General features: G+C 27.1%; 21 protein-coding genes. 3 read left to right on the top strand and 18 right to left on the bottom strand.

What is annotated here, in order from left to right; all coding sequences use genetic code 11:
- Positions 1 to 48: 48 nt before the first annotated feature.
- Positions 49 to 1,386, bottom strand: a complete 1,338-nt coding sequence (locus ACYUCG_RS09865; protein ID WP_003455347.1) for a hemolysin family protein — start codon at positions 1,384 to 1,386, stop codon at positions 49 to 51.
- A gap of 545 nt (positions 1,387 to 1,931) precedes the next feature.
- Between ACYUCG_RS09865 and ACYUCG_RS09860 the strand changes: the two genes are divergently transcribed.
- Both ACYUCG_RS09860 and ACYUCG_RS09855 read left to right on the top strand, forming a co-directional pair.
- Positions 1,932 to 2,348, top strand: coding sequence for a YtxH domain-containing protein (locus ACYUCG_RS09860; RefSeq protein ID WP_003449994.1), 417 nt, complete (start codon positions 1,932 to 1,934; stop codon positions 2,346 to 2,348).
- A 71-nt stretch (positions 2,349 to 2,419) separates the two neighbouring features.
- Positions 2,420 to 2,689 carry a hypothetical protein gene (locus ACYUCG_RS09855; protein WP_003455310.1) on the top strand — a complete coding sequence of 90 codons (270 nt, stop codon included), beginning with the start codon at positions 2,420 to 2,422 and terminating at the stop codon, positions 2,687 to 2,689.
- A gap of 57 nt (positions 2,690 to 2,746) precedes the next feature.
- On the opposite strand, the gene ACYUCG_RS09850 is transcribed toward ACYUCG_RS09855, so the two are convergent.
- From ACYUCG_RS09850 to ACYUCG_RS09835, 4 genes are all read right to left on the bottom strand, one after another.
- Positions 2,747 to 3,235 carry a GNAT family N-acetyltransferase gene (locus tag ACYUCG_RS09850; protein WP_110070964.1) on the bottom strand — a complete coding sequence of 163 codons (489 nt, stop codon included), beginning with the start codon at positions 3,233 to 3,235 and terminating at the stop codon, positions 2,747 to 2,749.
- A 357-nt stretch (positions 3,236 to 3,592) separates the two neighbouring features.
- Complete coding sequence (locus ACYUCG_RS09845; RefSeq protein WP_460268518.1) at positions 3,593 to 4,888, bottom strand: WG repeat-containing protein; 1,296 nt, start codon at positions 4,886 to 4,888, stop codon at positions 3,593 to 3,595.
- Between the two features lie 84 nt (positions 4,889 to 4,972).
- The gene (locus ACYUCG_RS09840) at positions 4,973 to 5,812 is read right to left on the bottom strand and encodes an alpha/beta fold hydrolase (protein ID WP_110070962.1); all 840 of its coding nucleotides are present in this window, start codon (positions 5,810 to 5,812) and stop codon (positions 4,973 to 4,975) included.
- A 281-nt stretch (positions 5,813 to 6,093) separates the two neighbouring features.
- The gene (locus ACYUCG_RS09835; RefSeq protein WP_283684120.1) at positions 6,094 to 6,936 is read right to left on the bottom strand and encodes a metallophosphoesterase; all 843 of its coding nucleotides are present in this window, start codon (positions 6,934 to 6,936) and stop codon (positions 6,094 to 6,096) included.
- A 205-nt stretch (positions 6,937 to 7,141) separates the two neighbouring features.
- Here ACYUCG_RS09835 and lepB point away from each other — a divergent pair, with 205 nt between their 5' ends.
- A complete protein-coding gene (gene lepB, locus ACYUCG_RS09830; protein WP_240297597.1) occupies positions 7,142 to 7,684 on the top strand; it encodes a signal peptidase I in 543 nt (180 codons plus the stop codon).
- Positions 7,685 to 7,771: 87 nt separating this feature from the next.
- On the opposite strand, the gene ACYUCG_RS09825 is transcribed toward lepB, so the two are convergent.
- From ACYUCG_RS09825 to htpG, 13 genes are all read right to left on the bottom strand, one after another.
- Entirely contained in the window at positions 7,772 to 8,299 is a 528-nt protein-coding gene (locus tag ACYUCG_RS09825) for a hypothetical protein (protein ID WP_460268516.1), read from the bottom strand.
- A 269-nt stretch (positions 8,300 to 8,568) separates the two neighbouring features.
- A complete protein-coding gene (locus ACYUCG_RS09820) occupies positions 8,569 to 8,724 on the bottom strand; it encodes a hypothetical protein (protein ID WP_164472972.1) in 156 nt (51 codons plus the stop codon).
- Between the two features lie 226 nt (positions 8,725 to 8,950).
- Positions 8,951 to 9,529, bottom strand: a complete 579-nt coding sequence (locus tag ACYUCG_RS09815; protein WP_283680542.1) for a hypothetical protein — start codon at positions 9,527 to 9,529, stop codon at positions 8,951 to 8,953.
- A 473-nt stretch (positions 9,530 to 10,002) separates the two neighbouring features.
- Positions 10,003 to 11,286, bottom strand: a complete 1,284-nt coding sequence (locus ACYUCG_RS09810) for a glycoside hydrolase family 125 protein (protein WP_060794353.1) — start codon at positions 11,284 to 11,286, stop codon at positions 10,003 to 10,005.
- A gap of 992 nt (positions 11,287 to 12,278) precedes the next feature.
- On the bottom strand, positions 12,279 to 12,938 hold the full coding sequence (gene trmB / locus ACYUCG_RS09805) for a tRNA (guanosine(46)-N7)-methyltransferase TrmB (RefSeq protein WP_003450220.1): 660 nt from the start codon (positions 12,936 to 12,938) through the stop codon (positions 12,279 to 12,281).
- Positions 12,939 to 13,052: 114 nt separating this feature from the next.
- Positions 13,053 to 15,665 carry a 3'-5' exonuclease gene (locus ACYUCG_RS09800; RefSeq protein WP_460268515.1) on the bottom strand — a complete coding sequence of 871 codons (2,613 nt, stop codon included), beginning with the start codon at positions 15,663 to 15,665 and terminating at the stop codon, positions 13,053 to 13,055.
- 499 nt (positions 15,666 to 16,164) lie between these two features.
- On the bottom strand, positions 16,165 to 17,451 hold the full coding sequence (locus ACYUCG_RS09795) for an MFS transporter (protein ID WP_003455244.1): 1,287 nt from the start codon (positions 17,449 to 17,451) through the stop codon (positions 16,165 to 16,167).
- Positions 17,452 to 17,547: 96 nt separating this feature from the next.
- Entirely contained in the window at positions 17,548 to 18,285 is a 738-nt protein-coding gene (locus ACYUCG_RS09790) for a glycerophosphodiester phosphodiesterase (RefSeq protein WP_003455508.1), read from the bottom strand.
- Positions 18,286 to 18,940: 655 nt separating this feature from the next.
- The gene (locus tag ACYUCG_RS09785; RefSeq protein ID WP_265878202.1) at positions 18,941 to 19,732 is read right to left on the bottom strand and encodes an endonuclease/exonuclease/phosphatase family protein; all 792 of its coding nucleotides are present in this window, start codon (positions 19,730 to 19,732) and stop codon (positions 18,941 to 18,943) included.
- A gap of 10 nt (positions 19,733 to 19,742) precedes the next feature.
- Positions 19,743 to 21,398: a PTS transporter subunit IIBC gene (locus ACYUCG_RS09780; RefSeq protein ID WP_003480115.1), complete on the bottom strand. Its 1,656-nt coding sequence runs from the start codon at positions 21,396 to 21,398 to the stop codon at positions 19,743 to 19,745.
- Between the two features lie 259 nt (positions 21,399 to 21,657).
- Entirely contained in the window at positions 21,658 to 23,322 is a 1,665-nt protein-coding gene (locus ACYUCG_RS09775) for a glycoside hydrolase family 13 protein (protein ID WP_265878201.1), read from the bottom strand.
- Positions 23,323 to 23,757: 435 nt separating this feature from the next.
- Positions 23,758 to 24,750 carry a LacI family DNA-binding transcriptional regulator gene (locus ACYUCG_RS09770; protein ID WP_003450264.1) on the bottom strand — a complete coding sequence of 331 codons (993 nt, stop codon included), beginning with the start codon at positions 24,748 to 24,750 and terminating at the stop codon, positions 23,758 to 23,760.
- A gap of 163 nt (positions 24,751 to 24,913) precedes the next feature.
- Positions 24,914 to 26,785 (bottom strand): molecular chaperone HtpG, encoded by a 1,872-nt coding sequence (htpG, locus tag ACYUCG_RS09765; RefSeq protein WP_164787452.1) that lies wholly within the window; start codon positions 26,783 to 26,785, stop codon positions 24,914 to 24,916.
- Positions 26,786 to 26,795 lie beyond the last annotated feature (10 nt).

Genomic DNA, 26,795 nt, shown 5'->3' with positions numbered 1-26,795 from the left:
CTTAAAGGGCAATGAACTTATTAGCTCATTGCCCTATTATTTATAAATTTAATTGTTTAATATAACATCTGAATTGAAACTAGTTGAATTATTTAAATAAATTTTTAATTTTTCAATTCTCTTCTTGTTCGTTTTACAAACTTGGAAAGAAAGATTGTCATATTCAACCATTTGATTTTCACTTTGCGGAATATTTCCTATTAAGTTAACAACAAAACCACCAATAGTCTCTATATTTTGACTTTCAAGATTTAGGTTTAAATAATCATTTAACTTGTCTAATGTTAATAAACCATCAACTACATAGGTATTATTATCTATTTTATCTATATAGTTCTCTGAATCGTCATACTCATCTAATATATCACCCATAACTTCTTCAATTAAGTCTTCTATAGTAACAATTCCAGAAAAACCACCATATTCATCTATTATTACAGCCATATGTTGCTTACTATCTTGAAGCTCTTTAAATAAATCATCTATAGCTTTATTTTCAAGAACAAAGTAAGCTGGACGTATTAATTGATCTAATTTAATGTTATCTACTCCAACCTTTACAACAGCTTCAAAGAAGTCTTTTAAATAAAGTATTCCTACTATATTATCTCTAGTTTCATTATAAACAGGAACTCTTGAAAATTGCTCACTTATAAGTTTCTTAGCAATTGTTTCATTTGGAGTTGTTGATTTTATAGCAAAGACTTCTCCCCTAGGAGTCATAACTTCTTTAACAACTTTATGATCAAATTCAAATATATTATCTAACATATCTTTTTCAGTTTTATCAATTACACCACTCTCTTGTCCAATACTTATCATAGATTTTATTTCATCCTTAGATACAGTTTCTTTATCTTCAGATTTATTTAAACCTAATATTTTTATAAATAAGTTTGTTGAAGCTGAAAGAATTTTTACAAATGGTGTTGATATTTTAGAAATAACATTGATTGGTCTTATAGCCATTAAAGCAATTTCTTCTGGCTTTTGTAATGCAATTCTCTTTGGAAGTAATTCTCCAAAAACTAAAGTTATATAAGACAAAAGCACAGTTATAAGTATAACTGATATCTCATTACCATAAGGAATATTTAGCTTGTACATGAATTGCGCTAGAGTTTCTGAAATGCTAGTAGCTGCTGATGCACTGGCAAAAAATCCTGCAAATGTTATTCCTATTTGAATAGTAGATAAAAAGTTGCCAGGTGATTTTAAAACCTTTTTTAATAAAAGGGCTTTTTTGTTTCCTTTCTCTGCAAGCATCTTTATCTTAGACTTATTTACAGATACCATTGCCATCTCTGCAGCTGCAAAGAACGCATTAATTAAGATAAGAACTAATATTAGAATAATTTTTGGTAAAATACTGGGACTCGGGTCCATTCTTTAACTCCTCCTCTAAAAAAATGAATTTTCTTCTTTATCTTATAGATTAATTTGAAATAAAATGTCGTATAAGATAACCAATTTTAGACCATAATACCACACTGGTACCTTTTATTCAATTATATAATATGCACAATTTAGCCTAAATTATACTAAATAAATAATTTAAGTCACTTATATTATTTATTACATATATTTGAAAAATAATACTATAATATTTAACTTTTATCAGCTTTTCTACATATGATAAAGAAAGCAAATATAAGCTTTAATATTAAGTAAGGTGATTTATTGTGAAAGAAAATTTGAATCTTTTTAAATTTCTTTTTGGAACAACAATTCTTTTATGTGGTTTAAGCAAAGATATAATCTTAAATTCCATAAGATATACAAAAACAACTTTAAAAGCTAAACTTCGCAAAAGTAAATAAAATAGATTCCGGTAAGATAAATATATTAACTAATAATAATTATTGATTTTTTTGTACTATATAGTATAATTTAATTAAACAAGATGAATAATTTATTGGGAGGTACGGATTATGAGTTTAGCAAAATTAATAGATGAAAAAAGAAAAGCTAAAGCTAGAGCTGAAAGAAATAAAAAAGCTAAAGTTGCTGTAACTGGAGCTGCCGTTGGTACATTAGCTGGAGTATTAGGTGGTTTACTATTTGCTCCTAAGTCTGGAAAAGAAACAAGAAATGATATAAAAGAGGGTTCAAAAAAGGCTGCTCAAAAATTAAATGATAAAAGTGTTGAATTAAAAGAAAATTTAAATACACAAGTTGCAAAAGGAAAAGAAAATATTTCTGATGCAAAAAGTAAAATAAAAGAATATCTTAATAGTAAAAAATGCAAAAACATTGAAGAGGCTGTAGAAGAAAACTTAAATGTTCCTGTTGAGGTTGCAGATGAAGCTACTTCTTTAGAAACTGAAGAAGTTAAAGAATCTAACTAATAATTATGTATATAGATTTAAATTTTATTTACCTATTATTAGCTCTATTAGGTTGTGTGGCTATTGTTTATTTGATACTGACATTAAACAAAGTTTTAAAGTTAGTATCAAATATAAATAGTCTTTTAGATCAAAATAAGGACAACCTTACTAAGACTATTAACGATTTACCTACAATAGCTAATAATGTGAATGATGCTTGTCAAAACATTAAGGATATATCTGATGTTGCAACTGAAACTACAGCTGACTTAATTGTTGCTAAAGAGAATATAGAATCTAATGTTGAAACAGTTAAAGAAATTGCTAAGATAATTAATCAAGTTTTCTTTAAAAAATAAAAAAACTCATTCCAATCTAAATCTTTTAAGATTTTTTTGGAATGAGTTTTTTAATTATTATAATCTTTCAAATCCTAAATTTTCAAAAAGTACTATAGATTTATCATTATAAGCTTCTAAATTAATTCTAGTAGCCCCTTCTACATCATCAACCATTTTATATGCTTTTGATATAAGAAGTTTACCTAAACCCTTCTCTTGATATTTAGGAAGAAGTGCTAAATATTTAATTTCTTGAACTCCCTCTTCCTCTGAAAGGCTTGGAACAATCATTATAGTTCCAATTCTTTCTCCATTCTCATTTTCAAGAAATACGCAACGATTTTTAAAATTTCCTTTTAAGGTATTCTCCTCTTTAAAAATCATTCTAATTGCTAATTGATAATCCTTAAAAACACCTGCTGAATATTGAATATATGCCCAGTTGTTCTCATCACCAATTCTAAATTCAGTAAATCTATATCCATTAGGCAGGGAAGTACTATAAATTTTTTCTAGTTTATTCTTTGCTACTGAAGACTTTTTACTGTTTTCTTGATTCTCCATTTCCAATCCTCCCTATAAAGCCTTATATAAGGTTTTATTAAATTCTTATTACTCTTATAATTTTACCCAATAATTTCATTATATTAGTTACAACAATATTATTTTATCTTACTACTTATACTCAATTATAAAATTCTTTTTGTAAGATTTCCAGTAACTTATTCTTCATTAACCTCCATTAATGGTTATATTAGATATATATATCCAATATAACCAACAATAATATATTAGATAAAAAATAAGTCATATCAAAATCTTTAAATAAAAGTTTTGATATGACTTTCTATTTCAAACTCTTTGTTAAATTAAATTAGATTTTAATGTATCTAAAGATTAACTTAAAACCTAGCTTAATATTTAATATAATGTTTTTCCTGTTGAATCAATATAGGAGTATGTTCCGTCTTTATCTACTAAAATAACATCCTTTGATATAACTCTTATATCATTATACTCCTCTTCTAAAATTACACTTCCGTCCTCTTTAAGCAACCCTTTTTTTCCCTCTTTATTAACAGAAACTATTAATCCAATTGGATAAACTTCTAAAGCTGAGTAGTCTTTCTTTTCAAGATTTTCAATTTCTTCCCCCTTAGTGTTTATAACAGACATATATTTTGATTCTCCATCTAATATATCAACTACTGCTAAGCCACTATCGCTAAATCCATTTATAGATACCTTATTCTCAAAGTTTATCTCAGTTTCTACTTCTTTCCCATCTTTATCAATTATTATATGCTTATCATCTTTTCTAGCAAAAGCAACACCATTATTCATTGCTGTTACTCCATCAAAGTCTGGCATTATTGCCCAAGCTCCCTCTTTATCTAAAAATCCTATTCCAGACTCATCTAATCTTGCTGGAGCTACACCCTCATTCATAGATCCAACATAGAAATATTCAATTGGCACTATAATTTCTCCCTTTTCATTAAGTGCTCCGCAAAGATTACCCTTTGATACAGGAATGAATCCCTCATTTATTTCCCCTATTGATGTATATTCACAAGGAATTATTTCATTTCCATCAGCATTTAAAAGACCATACATTTTATCCTTTTTAACTAATATATATCCCTCTCCAATATCCTTTATGATTTCATCATATCTTCCTGGTTCTACAATAATTTCACCATTAGTATTTATTATCCCAGTACTTTTTAAAGTCTTTCCAGATTGAGCTAGACTTTCAACCGCTTCTGTAGTATTCTTATTAGTTAAGATTTCATTGGCTAACTTTTCATATTTTATAAGATTATTATTTAAAGGTGATAATATACCATCTTCTTTTTCTACCAATGTTTTACCTTTTTGATTTATTATTTTATAGGTATTCCCATCTTTAACTCCAGCCATTCCATAGGAAAATTCACTACCCTTATCAAATTTAAAACCTATAGACTTATTTCCCCTTTTATCTATATAGCCAACTTTACCTTCATATCCTTTTTCCATAAATATCTCTCCATCTTCAGTAATTCCAAACATACCTGGTTTAGAATTACTTAAAGATTTCGATGACTTATCTTCGGTTATAATATAAAGTTCATTATCTAAATTCTCTTTTCTGCTACTTTCACAACATCCTGTTAATGATGAGGTGCATAAAATTGTAGCCATAGCCACGAAGCAAATATTTTTTAGTCTCATAACTAAAATTCCCCCTTTAAATATCTACTTATTTTAATTAACTCCTGTCATCTAATTCCCATTTAAAATATTACAGAAAGTATTTTATGTAAAGTTATATTTATAAACATATTTTCTTTTTTCTTTTGCCCCTAACATATATCCATGATTATTTATTAAAAAGTTTAATGTAAGATGATTGAAATTCTCAGAAGAATCAATATTGCATATATGCCCACAATTTTTTAGTATGACAACATCTCCTTCTGGTACAAATTTTTTAATAGTTGGAAGAAAAACATGGTCTTGATCTCCCATAATAAAAATCTTCTTAACACTGTTCTTTACGTACTTATAATTTTCTAGATGCTCTCTCATAAGCTCAACCCATCTAAAACATTCATTTTTATCTAACTTTTCAGCAGCCTTTAAAAATATATTTCTTGAAAGCTTGTGATTTTTACATGGCATTGACATATAAGCTACAATTTTATAGAAAATCTCCCTTGGAATAATATTCTTTGTAAATAGAGCTAAATTCAAGAAAAATTTAGACTTTAAGTTCATCCCTACAATTCCTCCCCCTAATACCATAGAAGAAACTCTATTAGGGAAATATTTTTCAAATTGCATTCCAACTATAGTACCAAGAGATATACCTAATACGTTTACTTTTTCTATATTTAACTTATCTATTATCTCTACAATATCCTGAGAAATATATTTAAAAGATATTTCTCCTTTAGTTTTTTTCATATTCTTCAAAGTGTAATTTTGTGAATTTCCATGGCCATGAAGGTCTACTAAAAGCAAGTTATAATTTTCTGACAGTACGTCTATTTGCTTTTTAAATATATTCAAATTCCCACCTATTCCATGAAGCATCAGAATCCATTCTTTATCTTTATGGAGATATTTATTGTTTACTACTTTATAATATAGCATATATATTGCACTCCTTAATATTCTGATTTAAAAACTTTCACATTCATCTTATGAGTTAATAGCTTACTCTCTTTAGCAGAAAAATTTTAAGTCATATATCTTTAGGGGTATCAGAATAAATTTTATTTATTATTTTGATACATTCCCTTTTAAAGCTATTTTAAATTACGTCTAATTATGTTTCTTAAATTCTATCACCTTTTTCCCTGTATACCTCACAAGTCTATGGATATTTGAATAAAATTTTACACAGCATTAACATTGTTTAAATCTAATCAATATTACCTTATAGTGATTAATGTTATTTCCGGCCTATTCATAATTCTAATTTTAAAAAAATCATTTCCAAGTCCTCTACTTAAAATCATAGATGAATCTTTTTCTATAAAAATTCCTTTTTTTCTTTCCATTAAATTATTAAATATATATCTATTTATGGCTCTAGTATATCCTGAAAAAGTAATGTCACTTCCCCACTTTACATATGCCTCAAAATTTATTACATCATTTGCTAGTACAATATTAAATTCACTTCTATTTGGTTTCCCTAATTTCTTTACTATATCTTCTTTTGAAAATATATTCCCTTTTTCACCTCTTTCTTTAAGAGAAATAGACTTTATTTTATCATCTATGTAAATTCCATAAATATTTAATTTATCTTCCTTTTTTATAAGTGAAACCTTACTATTATTTAAAAGTATCACCCCTATATCCATTAACCCCTTTAAATAATCCCTATATTTTTCATATTTTTTCCCACTTAAGCCTTTGCATTTTTCTACAGAATAATAAATTGGATAAAAGCTCCTTAAGCTTTTACAAAGTTCTAAAAAAACAAAATCCTTATCTAAGGTGGAAGTTAACATATTTCCAGTTGTAACAATAATATCTGGCTTTAAAGAATTTATTTTTTCTATAAGCCTATAATTTTCACATCCAAATGTTTTTCCATATAAATTATTTAAATGTAAAATTTTAAACCCTCTAAAAGCTTTAGGAGTTTTTCTAGTAAATAATTCATATTCATGTATATATATGCTGTTATTTTCATAAACTAAATAAGTAGTAGCAGCAACCCCTAAAATCGAAGTTATTTTTGCCAAATCTGAAATCTCATTCATATCAATACTAATCCTTTAACTTTTTGCTCTTATATTTTATATATGAATATAAAAATCTAATTAAAACCCCAATTCAATTACTTTTATTGCTTTTATTTCCAAATATTGTATTTTATGATATTATTATATTAAGATAGGAGGTGCCCTTGTTGCAATTTTATTTGAATTTAATACAATATAATATTTAAAGCAACATAATATATTTATGAATTCATTATCTGAAAGAAATATATCTACCCTAAATAAGAAATCATACTTAAAAATAAAAGATTTAATAATTTTTTCTGTAATAGTTTTTTTAGGATCTTACTTTATAAATAATTGCCTAATTTTCAAAGCATATATCCCTACTGGATCTATGAAACCAGCAATAATGGAAGAAGATGAAGTAATTGTAAGCAAACTTTTCACTAGTATAAACAGAGGTGATATATTTGTATTTAGTCATGAGTCTTCTGAAGAATTGCTTATAAAAAGAGTAATTGGTCTCCCAGGAGAAAAAGTTGAAATAAAAGATGGGATTTTATATGTAAATGATGTTTTGATTAATGAGCCCTATGTAAAGAATAATGAATCAATGGATAAAACCTTTTATGTACCAGAAGGGCACTACCTATTTTTGGGTGATAATAGAGCAAGATCAGAGGATGCAAGGAAATGGGAAAATCCCTATGTTCCTAAAAAAGATTTAGATGGGAAAGCACTTTTTACTATATATCCAAGAGAAAGGATTGGCTTTTTAAAATAAAGCTCTATTTTAAGCTATTGTTGATTTTCAATTATTACTCTCAATTAAAAATCAACAATAACTTAAAACACATCTAAAATTTTCAACCTACTTTTCATTTATAAAAACAATAGTCATATAAATTGCATATATACTTAAAACTAGCATTAAAGCAGTAAAAACCGACATTAACATTTTCATCCCATATATATAAGATGAATTTTTTTCTAGGTTTTCATTTACCCCTTCTTCTATCTCTTCAATACATTGATTTACTTCTTTCTTTTCATTTTCATTAAGTTTTACTCCATTTTTTTCATTATTTCTTGATAGCACATATTTTTCAACTTCAGGCAAAACTTCTTCTATATTATACCCCTTAGTATTCGCTAAAACATCTAAAGTCATCATTTCTTCTGGAGTTAAAGAATTATATTTATAATAAATTTTAGGAACTCCAGTTAATTTCTTTTCCTTGGTATAGTCTCTATATAACTTGCCTCTTTTAACAACTTTAGAATTTATATCCCAACTTGAATTTATATAATAAAGATCATAAACTCTAAAAGTTATAGGTACCAATATTAACAGTAATAAAAATATTTTTGCTAATACGCCAAATTTTTTATTTACCATAATAACGCCTCCAAAAAAAATTTCATATATAACAAAAAGTCCTATAAGCTAAGGGATACTTATAGGACAAATGCATATATATATGAAATATAGGGAAATTAGGTTTATGCTTTAACCTGTTAATATTATATTAACATACTGTTACTTACTTTTCAAGTATTTTTTCAAAAATTAAACATTTTTTGATTCAAATTCCTATAAATAAACAAAACTTTTTAATTTGAGCTTTATTTACTATATTTCATACTTAAATTCAGTTTTTCTAATTATTAGTTTATATGAGGACTTTGGAATCCTTCTCTCTTTACTGAATGTTTTTTTGCTGTTCTATTATGATTTTTTCCTTCTTCACTAGTGATTGGAGTTTGAAAGTTACATTTCTCCATTCTTGCTACCTTATTATCTGGTTGACTATCCTTTGTCATAAGTATTCCTCCTTAGTTAGTTAAATTTAATTTTATTTTTCTCATAAAACTTAAATATTATTATGGTAAATAATGAAATAACACTAATATAAATCTTCTCTTTTAAATTATAAAATTAAATTTTTTATGCATAATAAGTTTTTTATCTTTAAATTATTAGTATAATATATTCATAAAAATCTACAAAATCATTAATATTTAAGTAGAATATATTTTCAAATAAATTTTATTTTAAACTATATTTATCTTTATAAAATATATCTGAAGAATCCTTATATACTCCAATTATTAATACTTCATCAAATCTTTTTAATTCCATTGCCTCCTGAGCTTCCATATCTAAATTTTCTCCTTCTTCACATAAGTAAGCTATAGCATAAGCTTCTCTATCATTAAAGTTAACAGTGTCTATTATAACTGGGAATTTAACTATGTCCTCTCCTATTAACATATCTACTGATCTAAAGGCATCAGAGATATCCTTAGCACTTTCACCTCTATCTCTAGCCATATTTATAAACCAATTTTCATATTCCTCTATGGTCTTCTTTGGAACTTCAAAATCTTTTAAGGTTTTATCATTATAAAAATAAGTTTTTAAATCCTCTTTCTTTATTTTCGTATTACTATTTCTAAACTGTTTATGCTTATCTTTAGATTGTATTGTTATGTCTCTTTTCTCATTTTCTTCGACTTCAATTTCATTATCAATAAAATTTATAGCAATCTCATTTCCTTGTGATCCACAAGCTATTAAATTACATACTAAGATTATATTTATTAAAATTAGGCTTACCTTTTTCATAAATTCACCTCAGTATATTTTTACCTTTTTACCCAAACTCTATTCAAATAAAAAAACGCAAAACAAAAGCTATAAAAATAATAAAAAGCTGTATAAAAACAAATATAAAACTTATAAATAAATTCCGAGAATTACTGAATTTCGCTAAGAATTTATAGCAATTACTCCGAAGATTTTACTAAAGCGAAAAACTCTCTTCGGTCAAACAGTTTCGCTTCTTAACGTAAAATCTTCTACGTAATAGCTTAAATTCTAAAGCTTATTCAGATATTCTCTTCATACTATTTATAAGTTTTAATGTAAGTTATTTTTTATACAGCTTATTGAAATTCAAATTTATAAATATATATTTAACTTAATTAGAGGATTATTAAGAGTAATAACATTTTATATTTTAAACAACAATGGAGATTAGTATTGAAGAGTATAACCCTTTAAAATAATCACTAATTAAGTTAAAACAAGCAAATTTATTATTTTTTATTTATAACTTTCTCATATATAAAGTGTGAGAATAATGAGTTTGACCATGCAAACCAATCTCTTGTAAATTTAGCTGGATCATCTACATGGAAACCTTCATGCATATATCCAGTACCTGCATCAGTTTCTTTTAATAGCTTGATTAATTCCTCTATTTCCTCTTGATTATTTGTTGTTAACCCTTGCATTGATAAAGCTATGTGCCAAATATACTGGTCTGGAGTATGTGGACTTCCAATTCCTTTAGCAGCTTTTCCTTCAAAGAAGAATCTATTGTTTTCACTTAATATAAACTTTCTAGTATTTTGGTAAACTTCATCTTCAATTCCTTTGTACTCTAAATAAGGTATTGATAAAAGGCTTGGTACATTAGCATCATCCATGAAGTTATAGTTACCCATACCATCAGTTTCATATGCATAAACTTCTCCAAATCCTTCTTTATAAACTTTTCCATGCTTTTCTATAGCATTATCTATTTCTTCTCTTAAACTATCAGCTTTTTCTTTAAGCTCTTCATCCTTATAAATTTTCTCTGCAATTTCTGAAATATATCTTAAGGCAACTACAGCGAACATATTTGCTGGAATTAAGTATCCATATTCACAAGCGTCATCACTTGGTCTAAATCCTGACCATGTCATTCCTGTGTAAGTAACTGGAGTTCCTAATCCTTCATGGCTTAAAGTGTCAGTTACTGAACAATTTAATCTTTGGAAGCTATAATCTGATTTTTCTCTATGATATTGCTCCACTCTCCAAAGATCTATTATCATATTGAAAGCTTTTTTAATATCATCATTAAAGAAAGTTTCATCGCCAGATTCTTTCCAATACTTATGTATTAATCTAACTGGATAACATAGTGAATCTATTTCATACTTTCTTTCCCAAACCCAAGGACTATCCTTAGTTATATCATTGTCCCATTTTTGTCCATTAGGCTCTTTATTAAAGGCATTTGCATATGGATCTATGAATATACATTTTACTTGTCTATTTATTAATCCAGTAAAAATAGCCTTTAATTCTGGATATTCATTAACAAATGGTAAGTAATGCTCTACTTGAGAAGTGGAATCTCTAAGCCACATTGCAGGAATATCACCAGTAATTACAAAAGCATCTCCCTCTGAAACCTCTACAGTTGTATCCATTGTATTTATAAAGCAATTATAAAATAATTCTTGTAACTTCTTGTCCTCTATTTTAGCTGATAAATCTTTACCAATTTTTCTTACAATCTCTTTTAATTCATTAGTTGATAAACTCATTTTCCTTTACCCCCAAGTTCAAATATTTATTATTTAGCTATTTTCTAAATGAAAACTACATTTTAATTTAATGTGCTCCTTAAGTAATAATTAAAACAAAAGTAATTTTTCAAAAAAATAATCACTAATTAAAAACTAAATTTATTTAAATTCTATGCTTTACTATTTAACTAAAAGTTGACTTAATTTTATAGAATATCCAATCAACTTCAGATACATTGTATACCATTTCATCATTGTAATAAATATACTTTTTTAAAGTTCTTTATGTTTCTAAAATTTATCACTTAAATCTAGAAACTAGACAAGTTCAGAATAAACAACTCATAAATAAAACTATATTACAATTTTTAAACAAAAACACTAAAACAAGTAAAGTAAAATGATTTTCTGTATTATAATAGAATTAAAACTTTATTATATTATTAAGTACATATAAATTGGAGAAATACTATGAAACTAAAATATAAATACAATATAAAAAAGAATTTAATATATGTTATCTTTCACTAGTTTGTTTTTGTCTCATTTTAATTATTATTAGATGGATTAATAGTTCTAATAGTGATATTGTATTCATTAATAACACTATTACTTCACATATATCAAACTTTTCCTTAAGTATTCTTTTTTACTTGTTTTATGGTTATATTATTATCTTATTTGATGTTAAATTTCGATATGTAATTGCATTAGGTATAAGTTTAATTTTAGGGAATTTTATATATGAATTATTTTTAAGTGTTATAAACACGAAAGATATTATTGATGCTATATACGGGTTAGCAGGATGCTTATTATCATTTATATACTTAGTGTTAATGAAGAAATATGGATTGATTTTAAATGAATAAAAAGATAAATAATATACTAATCTATACTTTAATTTAAGAACAATTTTAATAAATAACAAAATAAAAGGACCAATAAATCATTGGTCCTTTTTTAAATATCTTATTTTCAATATTTGTACACTTAAACTATCAAGTAAATTATAACTTTTTAGCTATTAGGAACTTTATTTTTATTCCTTGTTTTGAGAACATTTCTTCATGCTCTGTTACTACATTGTATTCATATCCACTATTATGTAGATCACGAGTTATGTAAGTTATCTCAAAATTACACTCTTTAAAATACTCTAAAGATTCTTCAAAAAGCTCATCATCATCAGTTTTAAAATGGATTTCCCCACCATCAACTAAGAAATCTCTATATTTTGTTAACTGTCTTGTGTGAGTTAATCTTCTCTTCTTGTGTCTATCTTTAGGCCATGGATTACAGAAGTTTATATAAATTCTTTCTATCTTGTCATTGCTATCTAATATAGTATCTATTAAAGCAATCTCTTGAGGCATTAATTTAACATTATCTAAGGCTTTATTTTTCTCCTCATATGCTTTTTCTATATTTCTTTTAGCTAAAACAAGAACTTCATCTTTTATATCTATTGCTATATAGTTTATGTTTGGATGGTCAGAACCATGTACAGCCATAAATGTTCCTTTTCCACATCCTAATTCTAAATATATTGGGTTTTCTGTATTTTTAAAAGTATTTTTCCAATTACCTTTATTCTCTTTTGGATTAGCTACAAAGAAGTCACATGCTTCTAATTCTGGTCTAGCCCAAGGCTTTCTTCTCATTCTCATCTTAAAATCCACTCCATCCTTTAGTTTCAGAATTATTATACAGATTTATATGAAGTATATCAACCTTAGGCTTTTCCTAACCTATAAAAATTATATATCTAATTAAAATATTTCTTATATAATTTGAAAGAACTCCTTTGGAATATAATTTATAAACTGACTTATTTCATTTCTATGTCCATATTTTCCTTGAGAATTATAAGTTATTACTAATCTTTTCTTTGCACGAGTTATTGCCACATAAAATACCCTTTTTTCTTCTGATAGATTTCCTTCTTTAATAGACATGTAAGAAGGAAATGTATTATTTTGAATACCTGCTAAAAATACAGTATCAAACTCTAAGCCCTTTGCTTGATGTACAGTTATTATTGGTATTCTAGGCTTTTTAGTTCTATTTATTATTAAAGATTCTAACTCTCCATTAGAAAGACCTGTTATTCTTATAATATCTAACAAGGCATCTCTATTCCCTTTACTCTTATCATCTAAATCTCTAAATAAAGCATATAAATCTCTTAATCTATTTAATTTTTCTTTATTTTCATCTCCAGCATACATGCTCTTAATATTAAAACCATTCATTACACAGGCAACTAATTCGTAAGGTCTTTTGCTTTCTGCTATTTGAAAAAGCTCATTTAATTTCTTACTAATAGCCGTAAATGCTTTTAAATGTTTTGACATTAAAGCCATTCTCTCCATTGAAGTTTCCTTTATCTTTTCATTTATTGCTCTAACTAGAAGCTCACCAGTAGCAATAATATCATCCATAGCATCATGGCTTGGCTTATGTTTAGTATCATAAACCTTACTTAGATTTTCTAACTTATAATTTATATTTCCAGGATAAAATCTTCTATATATATCTAAAGTATCATAAAAAGTTTTAAACTTAGGCTTTCCTAGATTACTTCTTTCAAGCTCACTACACAGGATATTTATATCATATTGAACATTGTGCCCTACTATTATAGAATCCTTAGAATACTCCACAAATTCCTTTAAAACTTTTTCTTTCTCCTCTCCAATTCTTTGAAGCATTTCATCTGAAAAACCATGAACATAATAGGAATCCTTAACTGGTTTCTTATTCTTTAGAAACTTTTCAAACTTATCTACTACTTCTCCCTTTTTATTTAATTTTATGGCTGCTATTTGAATTATCTCATCCTCTGTAACATCAACCCCTGTACTTTCCACATCAAAAACTATTATATTTTCTTTTTCAAACTCATTTATTAGTATAGAAAATTTTTCTCCATATTCTAATACAAGAGGATCTATATAATCTGCTAATCTTATGCCAACCTCTTTGTACTTATAAGATTCTATAGCCTCTAAGGTTCTCATACCAATTCCTGTTGGAAGTCTATTAACTATTCTCTTTAAACTTAGAGAATCATATCTATTAGCTATTAATTTTAAAAAGGCTAATATATCTTTAACTTCTTGTCTCCTAAAAAACTTAAATTGATCTACAAGTATAAACTCAAAATCTGCCCCCTCATATCCACCTATTTGATAAAGATCTTCACTAAGTCCTATATTGTAGTTATTATCCCTTGTAAGAACACATACTCTTTTTAAATCTTCACCCTTTTCACATAGCTTGTTTACATAATCAAAGATAAACCTAGCCTCTTCTCTTAATCCTCTAGTTTCCTTTAATAATATTTTCTCACCATCTTCTTTTGATTCTGCTAAAATACCATCTTTATACATAGTAGAAACTTTACTAGAAAAAGCATTGTTCAAAAATTCTAAGGAAGCTTTATTTAAATTTTTGGTGGCTCTATAATTCTTAGAAAAAACAATTTCTACAGGATTATATTTCTCTTTAAACTTATTAAAAATCATTTCTGGATCAGACCCACGCCAACTATATATGGTTTGAAAGAAATCTCCACATATAAGAACATTATTTCCCTCAAAAAGCTTCTCAATTATTGAATACTCTATAATGCTTGTATCCTGAACCTCATCTATATTTATATACTTAAATTTATTTTTAAGAGCCCTAACAACTTTTTCATCCTTAAATAATTCCTTAGTAAGTATTATCAAATCATTAAAGTCTAAAGCATGGTCCTCTCTAAGCTTAGAATCATATAGTGTTACTAATTCATGGCCATGAAACTTAATATAGTTTTTAAGGTTTAAATTTAAGTTTCCTTTATTAGTACAAACTTGATTTATTTTTTCTTCTCTAAATTTAAAAATTTCATCAATTACAGTTTTATATTCATCTAAAACTCTATCCTCTAAGGTTTCTATTCTTGCTCTCTCAACCTTTATAAAATCAATAACCTTTTGAATTTGCATATTAGTAGCCATTAAATTGCTTGTAGCATAGTAATAACTTAATTTACTTATAACTTCTCTACAATCATCTTCATCAAATATTGTGAAATCTGAAAAAATATCTGTATTTCTCTTTGCATAAGTTCTAACTACATCAAAACAAAAGCTATGAAAAGTTCTTATAGTTATCTCCTTAGCCTCTCCCCCAACTATTTTCATTACCCTATCACTCATCTCTTTACATGCCTTATTAGTAAAAGTGATACATAAAATTTCTGAAGGCTTTGAATTTCCATTTTTTATTATGGAAGTGACTCTCTCTGCTAAGGTATTAGTTTTTCCTGTTCCAGCAGAGGCAAGCAAAATAATATTATTTTTTTGTTCATTTACAACCTTTTGTTGCTCTTCATTTAAATTAATCATAATAGCCTTCCTTTCCATATAAAATTAGCTAAAAATTTTATTTATATATTATTAATTTTAAAATAAAAATCTTTATAAATAAAATTATATTCTTACATATAAAAAGGTTAGTTTATATTTATTATAGGCATAATTATGTATTTATTAAAATCTATGAACAATTGTTATATTTGATATATTTTTAAAAATGTAATAATCCCAAAAATTTCACAACAAATTTTATAAAATGTAAAACCATAATAAAATAAAAAAAGGCGTGTATCAAAATAATTTTTTATAAAACTTACAAACATTATGAAGAGAATATCTAGATGAGCTTTAGAATTTAAATTATTACGTAGAAAATATCACGTTAAAAAGCTGAGACTGTTCGAAGCGTAGCAAGTTTCGAAGCTTTAGTGATATTTTCGAAGTAATGATTATAAATTCTTAGCGAAATCTAGTAATTCTCGGAATATGTTTGTAAGTTTTATTATATTTTGATACAACCCCTTTTTTATTATGAATTAAGCTTTGCTACTTCAAGCTCCTTTTCTCCTACACTTTCTTTTTTCTTAGAATAAACTAATTTATAAAGGACAATTCCACAAATTAATCCTATTACGCAAAGTGCTATCATTGATAAGAATATAAGATTATATCCCTTTATTCCTGGATGTGAATCAAGAAGTCCTCCATAGTAAGAGTTTATAAACATATCTGGTACATATCCTATAAATGAAACTATACCAGCTGCAATACCTGTATATTCTCTTGGAACTCTAACTTCATCAAGTGGTGCAAAGAACACACCCTTCATTCCAAGTAAAATTATTGATAAGATTAACATATTAATAAGCACAGGTATTATAAATGCACTTTTTCCTGGCATAAATACATATACTAAAGTGAATATTATTGATAAAGTAAGTCCTATTATCATAAATTTAATAGTTGAATGCATTTTATCTGCAATAATCCCTGATATAGGTGGAGCAAGCATCATAATTACATAACTTCTTATTATTCCTATAAATGCTCCTAAGGCTACTGACATACCAAATATTTCAGTTACATAAGGTGTTAAGAATGCAAGTCCTGAAAATGCTGCATAAGTTGTAAATACTAAAGCTGCTACTAACCAAACTTCTGGCATTTTTACAACCTTCTTTATACCATGCACAATATCTCCTCTTGTTTGTTTATTTATTTCCTTTTCTTCTTTAGAATCATCTAATAAGAAATAAGCTATAATTCCAATAACTATAAGTGCTACTGAGTAAAATATTATTATTGATCTAATTCCTAATAAACCTTCTCCAAGTTTTGCAAGCATTCCTAAGGCTATAAATGAAACAACTGTAGAAGCTGCTCCTCTACCCCCTTCTAAAATACCAAATAACTTACCTTGCTCTGAACTATCTCCAAGCATTCTGACAGCCTTAACCATAGTTGGCCAAAATGTAAATACTGTTGTTATTGCCCAAGCTCCATTTATGATTAAACATACGGTATATGATGGTATTGTTGCATACCAAAATCCTAAAAGCCCTGTGGCTATAAGAGAAAATGGAACTAGTATCTTATAAGAAAATTTATCTGCTATAACTCCACCAGGTATATATAGTAAAAAGTTAACTATTCCATACATACTTGTTAAAAAACCCATTTGAAAATTTGTTAAATGAAAGGCTTGTTGCATTGGTATATAAAAAACCTCTCTTAAATAAGGTAATCTATAAATAATTCCTCCACCAGCACACAAAACTAAAAGAGTAATCCATTTTTTAGTGTTATTGTTTTTCATCCCTTTCTACCCCCTCTTTTGTTATTTCATCTACCATAGTTAAAATTCTATTTCTTAAAAATATATAAAAAATAAATGAGTAAATACTTATTATATTTATTTGTTTTTACTTTCTAAAACTTCTTTTAAAACATTAGGATAATTGGTAATTATCATATCAACATTTAAATCTATCATTTTTTCCATATCTTTTTTCTCATTTACTGTGTACACATTTACTTGTTGAAAATCTTCATGGGCATCCCTAACTATTTCTTCTGTTATACTATTAAATTCAGGGTGAAGTGCTGAAGCACCAACTACCTTACAATAATTATGTGGTTCAAAAATACAATCCCAATAAAGTATTCCTGTTTTTATATTTTTATTAAGTCTTATACATTTTCTTATTGAATAATGATCAAAGGATGATATTATAACTCTATCCTCAAATCCATAATTCTCTATTTCTTTATATACCTTTTCTTCTAAACCTTCATAATGTATGATGCTATTTTTAAGCTCTATATTTATAAGTTTGTCATTATCCTTCATAAAATCAAAAAACTCTTTTAGTGTAGGTATTTTTTCTCCTTTAAATTCATCAGAAAATTTTATTCCAGCATCTAAGTTACATAATTGTTCATAAGTAAAGTCCTTTACATACCCACTTCCATTAGTTGTTCTATCAACTTCTTCATCATGAATTACAACTGGAACTCCATCCCTTGTAAGATGAACATCCATTTCTATACCATCACAGTCTGCTTCTATTGCTTTCCTAAAAGCTATCATAGTATTTTCTGGATATAATCCACTTAATCCTCTGTGTGCTACGTTTAATATTTTTTTCATAGTTATTCCTCCTATACTTTTTCGATTATTACTGGAATTATATTTGAAGTTTATAGTTCCCTAAAAATAAATAAAGCTCAACCTAAATAATTTTAAGTTGAACTTTCTCTCAACATCTCTTAGTCTAACTTAATTTTGTCTTAAATGTTTAGTTACAATTTCATTATAACAGTTATGAAAACATTTACTAAAAATTCAAATTTATTCATATGTTAAAAAAAGGTACTATTTTCTTAAAATTTTACCTCTGAAATTATGTATGATTTTTAAATAATAAAAAATCTTTGTATTTTTTATTAAAATTTGTATTTTTAATACAATTTTCTAAAGAAAACTCATTGTTATAAGGACATAAAATAAATTTTATGAATTAGAAATATTATTTTATCTTTCTTTAATTTCTAAAGTATTCTAGTAATTTTTTTCTTTCCCCTAAAAATTATTCTAAAAAAATAAAAAGTTCCTCTTAAAAACAAAAATAGTACAAGTAACTTTTATTACTTGTACTATCTTTCTTAAAACTATTTTCTAATACAATATTATATAGTTAAAACAGAATTAACAGAAATAATTTAATTTATATTTTCCAACAAAATATTATATTATTATACTAAAATCCAAATTTTACTTTCCACAATTAAAATTTTAAATCACTTTACATAGTTTCTATTTCTAATCCAAAATGATCTGATACAACTTCTTTATTTTTTCCATTAAATATAACCCTACTATCATAAACTTTTGTGTTCCTATTAGTAAAAATTATATCTATTCTTAATTCTCCAGTGTTATCTTCCCATCCAGCTATATTTTTATTAACTGTAACACCAGAATCCTTATTTTCCGCTAAATTATAAGTATCAATTAACCCATTACTCTTAAGAAAATCATATCCTTCATTCTTTAAAAAGGCATTATTATTGAAATCCCCCATAAAGAAGGCTCTATTTTTGCTTTCCTTAGCATGTGCAAGTAAGTTTTCAACCTGAAATGTGAAGCTTTCCTCTTTATCATGCCACCATCCCATGTGACAAGAATAAAAATCTATATTTTCATTTTTAATATCTATTGTTGCTTTTACTATTTTTCTTGATCTCCAAAAAGTTTTAGAGTGACTTTTTGATATATAAAAGCTTTCACTATTTACTATTTTATGCTTAGTTAATATGCACAAACCTTCCTCATATATATCGTATCCAATATGAGAGTAATCCCAAACTAGGTGGTATTCTTCTCCACCTAGTTTCTTTATTTCTTCAATTAATACTAATCCATAATTATCTTCTTTTAAATTTCCTTCTTTAACACTAGCCTTAATACTTTGGCTAGCCTCTTGAAGAGCTATAACATCATATTTCTCTTCAACTATTGTTTTTGCTAAGTATTTTATTTTGTATAATTGTTCTTCCTCTAGCCAAGAATGACAGTTTAAAGTAAGTAATTTCATTTTTAATCTCCTAAATACCTAAGATATCTTGAATATCTGATTTTAACACATCTGCTTTAGGACCATATATAGCTTGAACCCCTTTATCTTTAACTATAAGACCTAAGGCTTTATTATCTTTCCAAGCTTTTTCATCTCCAACTTTTTCAATGTCTTTAACAGTAACACGAAGACGAGTCATACAGGCATCTACATCTACTATGTTTTCTTTTCCACCTAGTAATTCAATAGCTTTAACGGCTAATTCATCCATTGAAGCATTGCTATTTGATGAAGCTTTATTTGCATTTTCATCTTCATTATCAATATAGTTACCCATACGTCCTGGTGTAGCTATTTTGAACTTCTTAATTAAGAAGCTAAATACAAAGTAATTTAAGAAGAAGAATACTACTGCAACTATTATAAAGTTTATTAAATCCTTAGTTAAGCCCGCATTTATCATAAGTGGTGAACGAGTTATAAGCTCTATGAATCCAAAAGCATGAACCCTTAAGTTTATTATATCAGCTATGGCAAATCCTAAACCTGCAATTACTGCATAAACTACATATAATATTGGTGAAATAAACATAAACATAAATTCAATTGGTTCAGTTACACCAGTTAAGAATACTGCTATGGCTGCTGAGAAAAATACTGATTTATATTTTTTCTTCTTATCTGGATCAACATTTTTATACATAGCTAATGCTACACCTATTAATGAAGCACTTGAAAGTATTACTTGTCCAGCTTTGAAACGAGCAGGTACCACTGACCCTATAAGTTGATTGTATGAGGTTATATCTCCTGCTTGCTTAAAGTTATTTAAATCAGTTATCCAAGCAAGCCATAATGGATCTTGTCCTGCAACTACTTGCCCTGCTGTTGGACCTGTAAGTATATGATAAACTCCACCAAGCTCTGTATAGTTTACTGGAACTGTAAGCATATGGTGTAATCCAAATGGTAATAATAAACGCTCTAATGTACCATATAAGAACGGTGCTATTATTGGAGCCGTATCCTTAGATGTAGCTATCCATTGACCAAAAGTATTTAATCCGTATTGTACAAATGGCCATACAAAAGAAAGTATTATTGCTGAAATTGTTGAGCCTATTATAACCATGAAAGGTACAAAACGTTTACCATTGAAGAATGCTAATGCATTAGGTAATTTATTATAATTATAGTACTTATTATATAAAGCTGCTCCTAAGAAACCTGAAATAATACCAACAAATACACCCATATTAAGTGCTGGAGCACCTAACACTGAAACAAAGTAATCTTTAACTAAAAGTGTTTGCCCTGTAAAGGATTGAACTGTAGCAGTTGAATCTCCAGCTAACATAGCATTGCTTACGCTAAATATTACACCAGTGATTCTATTAATAAGAACAAATGCTATGGTACCTGCAAAAGCTCCCCCAGCACGTTCTTTAGCCCAAGATCCTCCTATTGCAACGGCAAATAGTAAGTTTAGGTTACCAATTATTGCCCAACCTATATCCTCCATAACTCTCGCTATAGTTTTTATGAAATCTACATCAATGTAAATTCCCATCACTTTACCTATTGAAATCATAAGTCCGGCAGCAGGCATTACAGCAACAACTACTAATAATGCCTTACCAAACTTTTGCCAGAAATCAAAAGACCCTAATTTAAACTTCTTCATTCTCAAAATCCCTCCATTTATTATTCTTATAACATTCATTCCAAGGTTATTGGTTATATAAACTCCAAATATTAAATTTTTTCTTTATATAGATCTAGCTAAAATACAAAACTAAAAATCAATCTTAAGTTTATTTTAATCTTTTTATATTTATTTTTATTTAATATAAAAACCTCTAAAAAAAACTTAGATTAAATTCATTTCTAAAGTTTTAATTTAAATTTTTAGAATTATTATAAATAAAAATATAATAATCTCTTTAAGAAAGCTTATATACTCTGCATTCATAAGGTTTTAATGTAAACTCTGTTAAGTTTTTATGTTCACAAACCTCATAATTGTTAAGAATTAAATCCTTAGAATTAAGTTTTTCTTTCTCATACATGTACTTGGCATTTTCTCCAGTTAAATTAGCCATTATCAAGAACTTTTCATTATTTAAAGTTCTTGTATAAGCAAAGATATTTTCATCCTCTTCAAGGATTAAATCATATACACCATAGATTAAAGCTTCATTAGACTTTTTAAGTTTTATAAGCTTTTTATAGAAGTTTAAAACTGAATTTTCATCCCTTTCTTCAACTTCTACATTTATTGTTTTATAATTTTCATTAACTCCTATCCAAGGTTTTCCACAAGTAAACCCTGCATTCTTACTTGAGTTCCATTGCATAGGTGTTCTTGAATTATCTCTTGAAGTTACCCAAGCTTCTTTTAATGCTATTTCCTCTGAAACACCACTTTCAATTCTTTCATTGTAAGTATTTATAGTTTTAACATCATCATACTCAGATATGCTATGATATTTAACATTTGTCATACCAAGTTCTTGCCCTTGATATATGAAAGGGGTTCCCTTTTGTAAGAAATAAATTGCTCCAAAAGCTTTTGCACATTCAGTTAAATATTCCTTGTCATTTCCCCAAGTTGAAACAACTCTAGGTATATCATGATTTTCAATAAAAAGTGCATTCCATCCTTTACCTTCTAAAGAATTTTGCCAATTTGTTAAAACATCTTTGTATGCTTTCACATCAAATCCTTGTCCCTCTTCATAATTCCAAAGATTAAGATGCTCAAATTGGAATATCATATTAAATGTTCCCTCATCTTCAGCTACCCAGTGATCAGCTTCATTGGCACTAACTCCATTTGCTTCTCCAACGGTAACTATATCGTACTTTGAAAAAGTTTCTTCTTTTAGTTCCTTAAGATGAGAATTTATTCCCTCTACATTCATATGTTTTTCAAAGGATGAAACATATTTAAGTCCCTCTGGATTATCCATATCCTTAAGACCCTCTTCTTTTTTTATGTGACTTATAGCATCAACTCTAAATCCATCAATTCCTTTATCAAGCCACCAGTTTATCATCTTATATAGTTCATTTCTTACCTCTTTATTCTCCCAGTTTAAATCTGGTTGCTCTTTAGCAAATAAATGCAGGTAATACTCTTCACTATTCTCACAGAATTCCCAAGCTGAACCTTTAAATATACTTTCCCAGTTATTTGGTTCCTCATCCCCTTTACCTTCTCTCCAAATATACCAATCTCTTTTAGGATTATCCCTAGAAGATCTTGATTCTATAAACCATGGATGTTCATGACTAGTATGATTTATTACTAAATCTATAATAAGTTTCATCCCTCTATTATGAACCTCATTAAGCAATTCATTAAAATCATCCATAGTTCCAAATTCATCTAAAATATCTTTATAATCACTAATGTCATAACCATTATCATGATTTGGTGATTTATACATTGGACATAGCCAGATTAAATCAATACCTAAATCTTTTAAATAATCTAATTTAGATATTATACCTTGAATATCACCTATACCATCACCATTAGAATCCATAAAGCTCTTAGGATAAATCTGGTAAGCAATTAATTCTTTCCACCACTTTTTATTCATATTTTCTCCTTATGTTTACGTATATTGATTGAATTTTAGATTTGAACTATGTGCAAACGTTTGCCCACAATTCAAAAAAATTTGTTTTTTAGAATCACCTAAAAAACAGATTTTAAAATAAGGCTAAAATCCAAAGCTCACTAAGCTCCTTTGAATTAAGTCTCTATTTTTCCTATTGGCTATCAATTCTAAGATTCCAGCTTATTCAAGCTGTCATCAAGAATTGCTAAGCACTAGATAAATTCGGCTAAAATTCAAAGTTCGCTAGGCTCCTTTGAATTAAGTCTCATTTTATATTTTTATAATATCAGATTATTAAATCCTTTACAAAATTGATTTAAGAGAAAATTTATATTATTTTCTCTATTTATCTTTTATTTTCTCTTCTATACTCAAATTTTTGTGCAAACGTTTGCCCAAATTCCATGAGGAATTCTATCCTCTATCAATTAATTCAGTATCTACTATACAATATTTTTTTCTACCTACTAAATTTCCATTTAAATAATCTATAAGCAGCTTAGTTGCCTCATACCCTAATTCTCTTGCATTAATATCTATAGATGAAATTGGTGGATTTTGATATTTAGTCATAGGTGTATTATTAAAACCTACTATTTTTACTCCTTCAATTCCCTCTTCATTTAAAAATTTATTTGCTCCTAAAGCAAGTAAATCATCTGTTGTAACAACTATCTTAGGAGTTCTTTTTGATATTATCTCCCTCATAGCCAAATACCCACATTCTTCTGAAAAATCTATCCCCTCAATAACCATAGTTTTATCATAATTTAAATTATTTGCCTTAAAAGCATCTTTAAATCCACTTAATCTATCTTTAGAAACATTCCAACTTTTCTTTCCCCCAATAAAAGCTATATCACTTTGTCCATCTTTTATAAATTTATCAACTAATTTAAACATTGCTTGAAAATTATCATTATCAACCCATAAAACATCCTCTTCATCTGGTCTTCCAATAACTACAAAAGGGAAATTTATGTCTTTTAAATATTTTATAGTCTTGTCCTCTTCTCTAACAGATAATAAACATAATCCTTCTAATAGATTATTACTTGAAAATTCCTTTATAGTCTTTAGTTCGTCCTCATCATTTTTACTAAAAGCATACATGATATAGTATCCATTTTCCTCTGCTGACATACTCATGCCTCTCATAGCTTCTACGAAAAAAGGATTTTTAAATGAATCATCTGCCTCATTAGGTAAAACTACCCCTAATATTTTTGTTTTATTGTTAACAAGACTTCTAGCTATTGCGTTGGGTTTATAATTTAATTTTTTTATAGCCTTATTTACTTTTATTTTAGTTTCTTCACTAATTTTGGGGCTATCAGATAAAACTCTTGAAACAGTTGAAGGGGCTACATTGGCTTCTCTAGCCACATCTTTAATTGTAACTTTCACAAAATCACTCCTTCACACTTTAAAATATACCATAAAATCCTTCTGCAATCTACAAAGTGATTTAATTGTATAAAAGTACATATTTCATAGAGTATTTATCAAAAAATAATTGAGGTACATCAAAAAGTTAATATTAAACCTTTCGATGTACCTCAAGTTAAAATTATTTCATCAGTTTACATATATCATTTGTGAAGTCTACAGGATCTTCAATGCTTAATCCTTCAACAAGTAAAGCTTGGTTATAAAGTAATTTTGTATATAGGTTAAATTTATCCTTATCATTTTCAAGGGCATCCTTTAATGAGTTAAATACTTCATGATTTGTATTAACTTCTAATACTTTTTGTGCTTTAACTCCTTGATTATTAGGCATAGCACTTAATATTTTTTCCATTTCTATTGAAACTTCACCTTCTGAAGATAAACATACTGGATAATTTTTTAGTCTACTTGAAGCTTTTACTGCACTTATTTTTTCTCCTAAAGCTTCCTTCATAGCTTCAAATATACCCTTGTTTTCTTCATTTTCCTTTTTGTTTTCTTCTTCTGATTCTATTCCTAAATCACCACTAGATACTGATTTAAATTCTTTTTCTTTGTAGTTCATAAGCATTTTTATTGCAAATTCATCTACATCCTCTGTGAAATAAAGAATTTCATAACCTTTGTCTAATACCATTTCAGTTTGTGGCATTTTCTCTATTCTTTCATTTGATTCACCAACAGCATAATAAATATATTTTTGGTCTTCAGCCATTCTTTCAACATATTCAGCTAGGCTTACCATTTTCTTTTCTTTAGATGAATAGAACATTAATAAATCTTTTAATTCATCTTTATTCATACCAAAATCATCATAAACTCCGTATTTTAACTGTCTACCAAAGGATTTATAGAATTTTTCATAACTTTCTCTATCATTTTTTATCATAGACTCTAATTCATTTTTGATTTTAGTTTTTATATTTTTAGCAATACGGCTTAATTGTCTATCATGTTGAAGCATTTCTCTTGAAATATTAAGTGATAAATCTTGAGAATCTACTATACCTTTTACAAATCCAAAGTAATCTGGTAAAAGCTCTGAGCATTTTTCCATTATTAAAACACCATTTGAATATAATTCTAATCCTTTTTCATATTCCTTAGTGTAATAATCATATGGTATATTTTCTGGAATATAAAGAATTGAATTATAGCTTATCATACCATCAACACTTATGTGCATGTGTCTTAAAGGCTTATCAAATCCAAATCTTTTTTCCACATAAAAATTATTGTAGTCATCATCAGTAAGTTCATTTTTATTTCTTCTCCATAAAGGAACCATGCTATTTACTGTTTCTTCTTCTACATATTCTTCATGCTCATTTTCTGTTCCCTCTTTAACTCTTGATTTAGTAACATCAAGTTTAATTGGGTATCTTATAAAATCTGAATATTTCTTAATTAATGATTTTAATTTATATTCTTCTAAGAATTCATCATAATTTTCATCCTCATCGTTTGCTTTTAGGTGTAAAATTATATCAGTTCCAAAAGAATCTTTCTCAGCTTCTGAAATTGTGTATCCATCCACTCCATCTGATTCCCATTTATATGCTTTATCTGCTCCAAAAGCTTTTGTTATTACTGTTATCTTATCTGCAACTAAGAATCCTGAATAGAATCCAACTCCAAATTGTCCTATAATATCAAAGCCATCTTTGATTTCATTTTCTTTTTTAAACTGTAAAGAACCACTCTTAGCTATAACCCCTAGATTCTCATCAAGTTCCTTTTCTGTCATACCAATACCTTTATCTGATATTGTAAGAGTTCTTTCTTCTTTATTTGGTTTTATTTTTATATAATAATCATCTTTATTGAAATTTAATGAACTATCTCCCAAAGTCTTATAATAAACCTTATCTATTGCATCACTAGCATTTGAAATTAATTCTCTTAAAAATATTTCCCTGTTTGTATAAATAGAGTTAATTACAATGTCTAATAGTCTTTTTGATTCTGCTTTAAATTCTCTTTTTTCCATTTTGAATTAT

It is taken from the genome of Clostridium sp. CTA-17, from assembly GCF_054767895.1.
This window is presented reverse-complemented; position numbering and strand designations above follow the sequence as displayed.

What these genes read in the sequence shown, in the direction of transcription:
- ACYUCG_RS09865 (WP_003455347.1), bottom strand. Translation starts at nt 1,386, where the DNA reads ATGGACCCGAGTCCCAGTATTTTACCAAAAATTATTCTAATATTAGTT.
- ACYUCG_RS09860 (WP_003449994.1), top strand. Translation starts at nt 1,932, where the DNA reads ATGAGTTTAGCAAAATTAATAGATGAAAAAAGAAAAGCTAAAGCTAGA.
- ACYUCG_RS09850 (WP_110070964.1), bottom strand. Translation starts at nt 3,235, where the DNA reads ATGGAGAATCAAGAAAACAGTAAAAAGTCTTCAGTAGCAAAGAATAAA.
- ACYUCG_RS09845 (WP_460268518.1), bottom strand. Translation starts at nt 4,888, where the DNA reads ATGAGACTAAAAAATATTTGCTTCGTGGCTATGGCTACAATTTTATGC.
- ACYUCG_RS09840 (WP_110070962.1), bottom strand. Translation starts at nt 5,812, where the DNA reads ATGCTATATTATAAAGTAGTAAACAATAAATATCTCCATAAAGATAAA.
- ACYUCG_RS09835 (WP_283684120.1), bottom strand. Translation starts at nt 6,936, where the DNA reads ATGAATGAGATTTCAGATTTGGCAAAAATAACTTCGATTTTAGGGGTT.
- lepB (WP_240297597.1), top strand. Translation starts at nt 7,142, where the DNA reads ATGAATTCATTATCTGAAAGAAATATATCTACCCTAAATAAGAAATCA.
- ACYUCG_RS09825 (WP_460268516.1), bottom strand. Translation starts at nt 8,299, where the DNA reads ATGGTAAATAAAAAATTTGGCGTATTAGCAAAAATATTTTTATTACTG.
- ACYUCG_RS09820 (WP_164472972.1), bottom strand. Translation starts at nt 8,724, where the DNA reads ATGACAAAGGATAGTCAACCAGATAATAAGGTAGCAAGAATGGAGAAA.
- ACYUCG_RS09815 (WP_283680542.1), bottom strand. Translation starts at nt 9,529, where the DNA reads ATGAAAAAGGTAAGCCTAATTTTAATAAATATAATCTTAGTATGTAAT.
- ACYUCG_RS09810 (WP_060794353.1), bottom strand. Translation starts at nt 11,286, where the DNA reads ATGAGTTTATCAACTAATGAATTAAAAGAGATTGTAAGAAAAATTGGT.
- trmB (WP_003450220.1), bottom strand. Translation starts at nt 12,938, where the DNA reads ATGAGAATGAGAAGAAAGCCTTGGGCTAGACCAGAATTAGAAGCATGT.
- ACYUCG_RS09800 (WP_460268515.1), bottom strand. Translation starts at nt 15,665, where the DNA reads ATGATTAATTTAAATGAAGAGCAACAAAAGGTTGTAAATGAACAAAAA.
- ACYUCG_RS09795 (WP_003455244.1), bottom strand. Translation starts at nt 17,451, where the DNA reads ATGAAAAACAATAACACTAAAAAATGGATTACTCTTTTAGTTTTGTGT.
- ACYUCG_RS09790 (WP_003455508.1), bottom strand. Translation starts at nt 18,285, where the DNA reads ATGAAAAAAATATTAAACGTAGCACACAGAGGATTAAGTGGATTATAT.
- ACYUCG_RS09785 (WP_265878202.1), bottom strand. Translation starts at nt 19,732, where the DNA reads ATGAAATTACTTACTTTAAACTGTCATTCTTGGCTAGAGGAAGAACAA.
- ACYUCG_RS09780 (WP_003480115.1), bottom strand. Translation starts at nt 21,398, where the DNA reads ATGAAGAAGTTTAAATTAGGGTCTTTTGATTTCTGGCAAAAGTTTGGT.
- ACYUCG_RS09775 (WP_265878201.1), bottom strand. Translation starts at nt 23,322, where the DNA reads ATGAATAAAAAGTGGTGGAAAGAATTAATTGCTTACCAGATTTATCCT.
- htpG (WP_164787452.1), bottom strand. Translation starts at nt 26,785, where the DNA reads ATGGAAAAAAGAGAATTTAAAGCAGAATCAAAAAGACTATTAGACATT.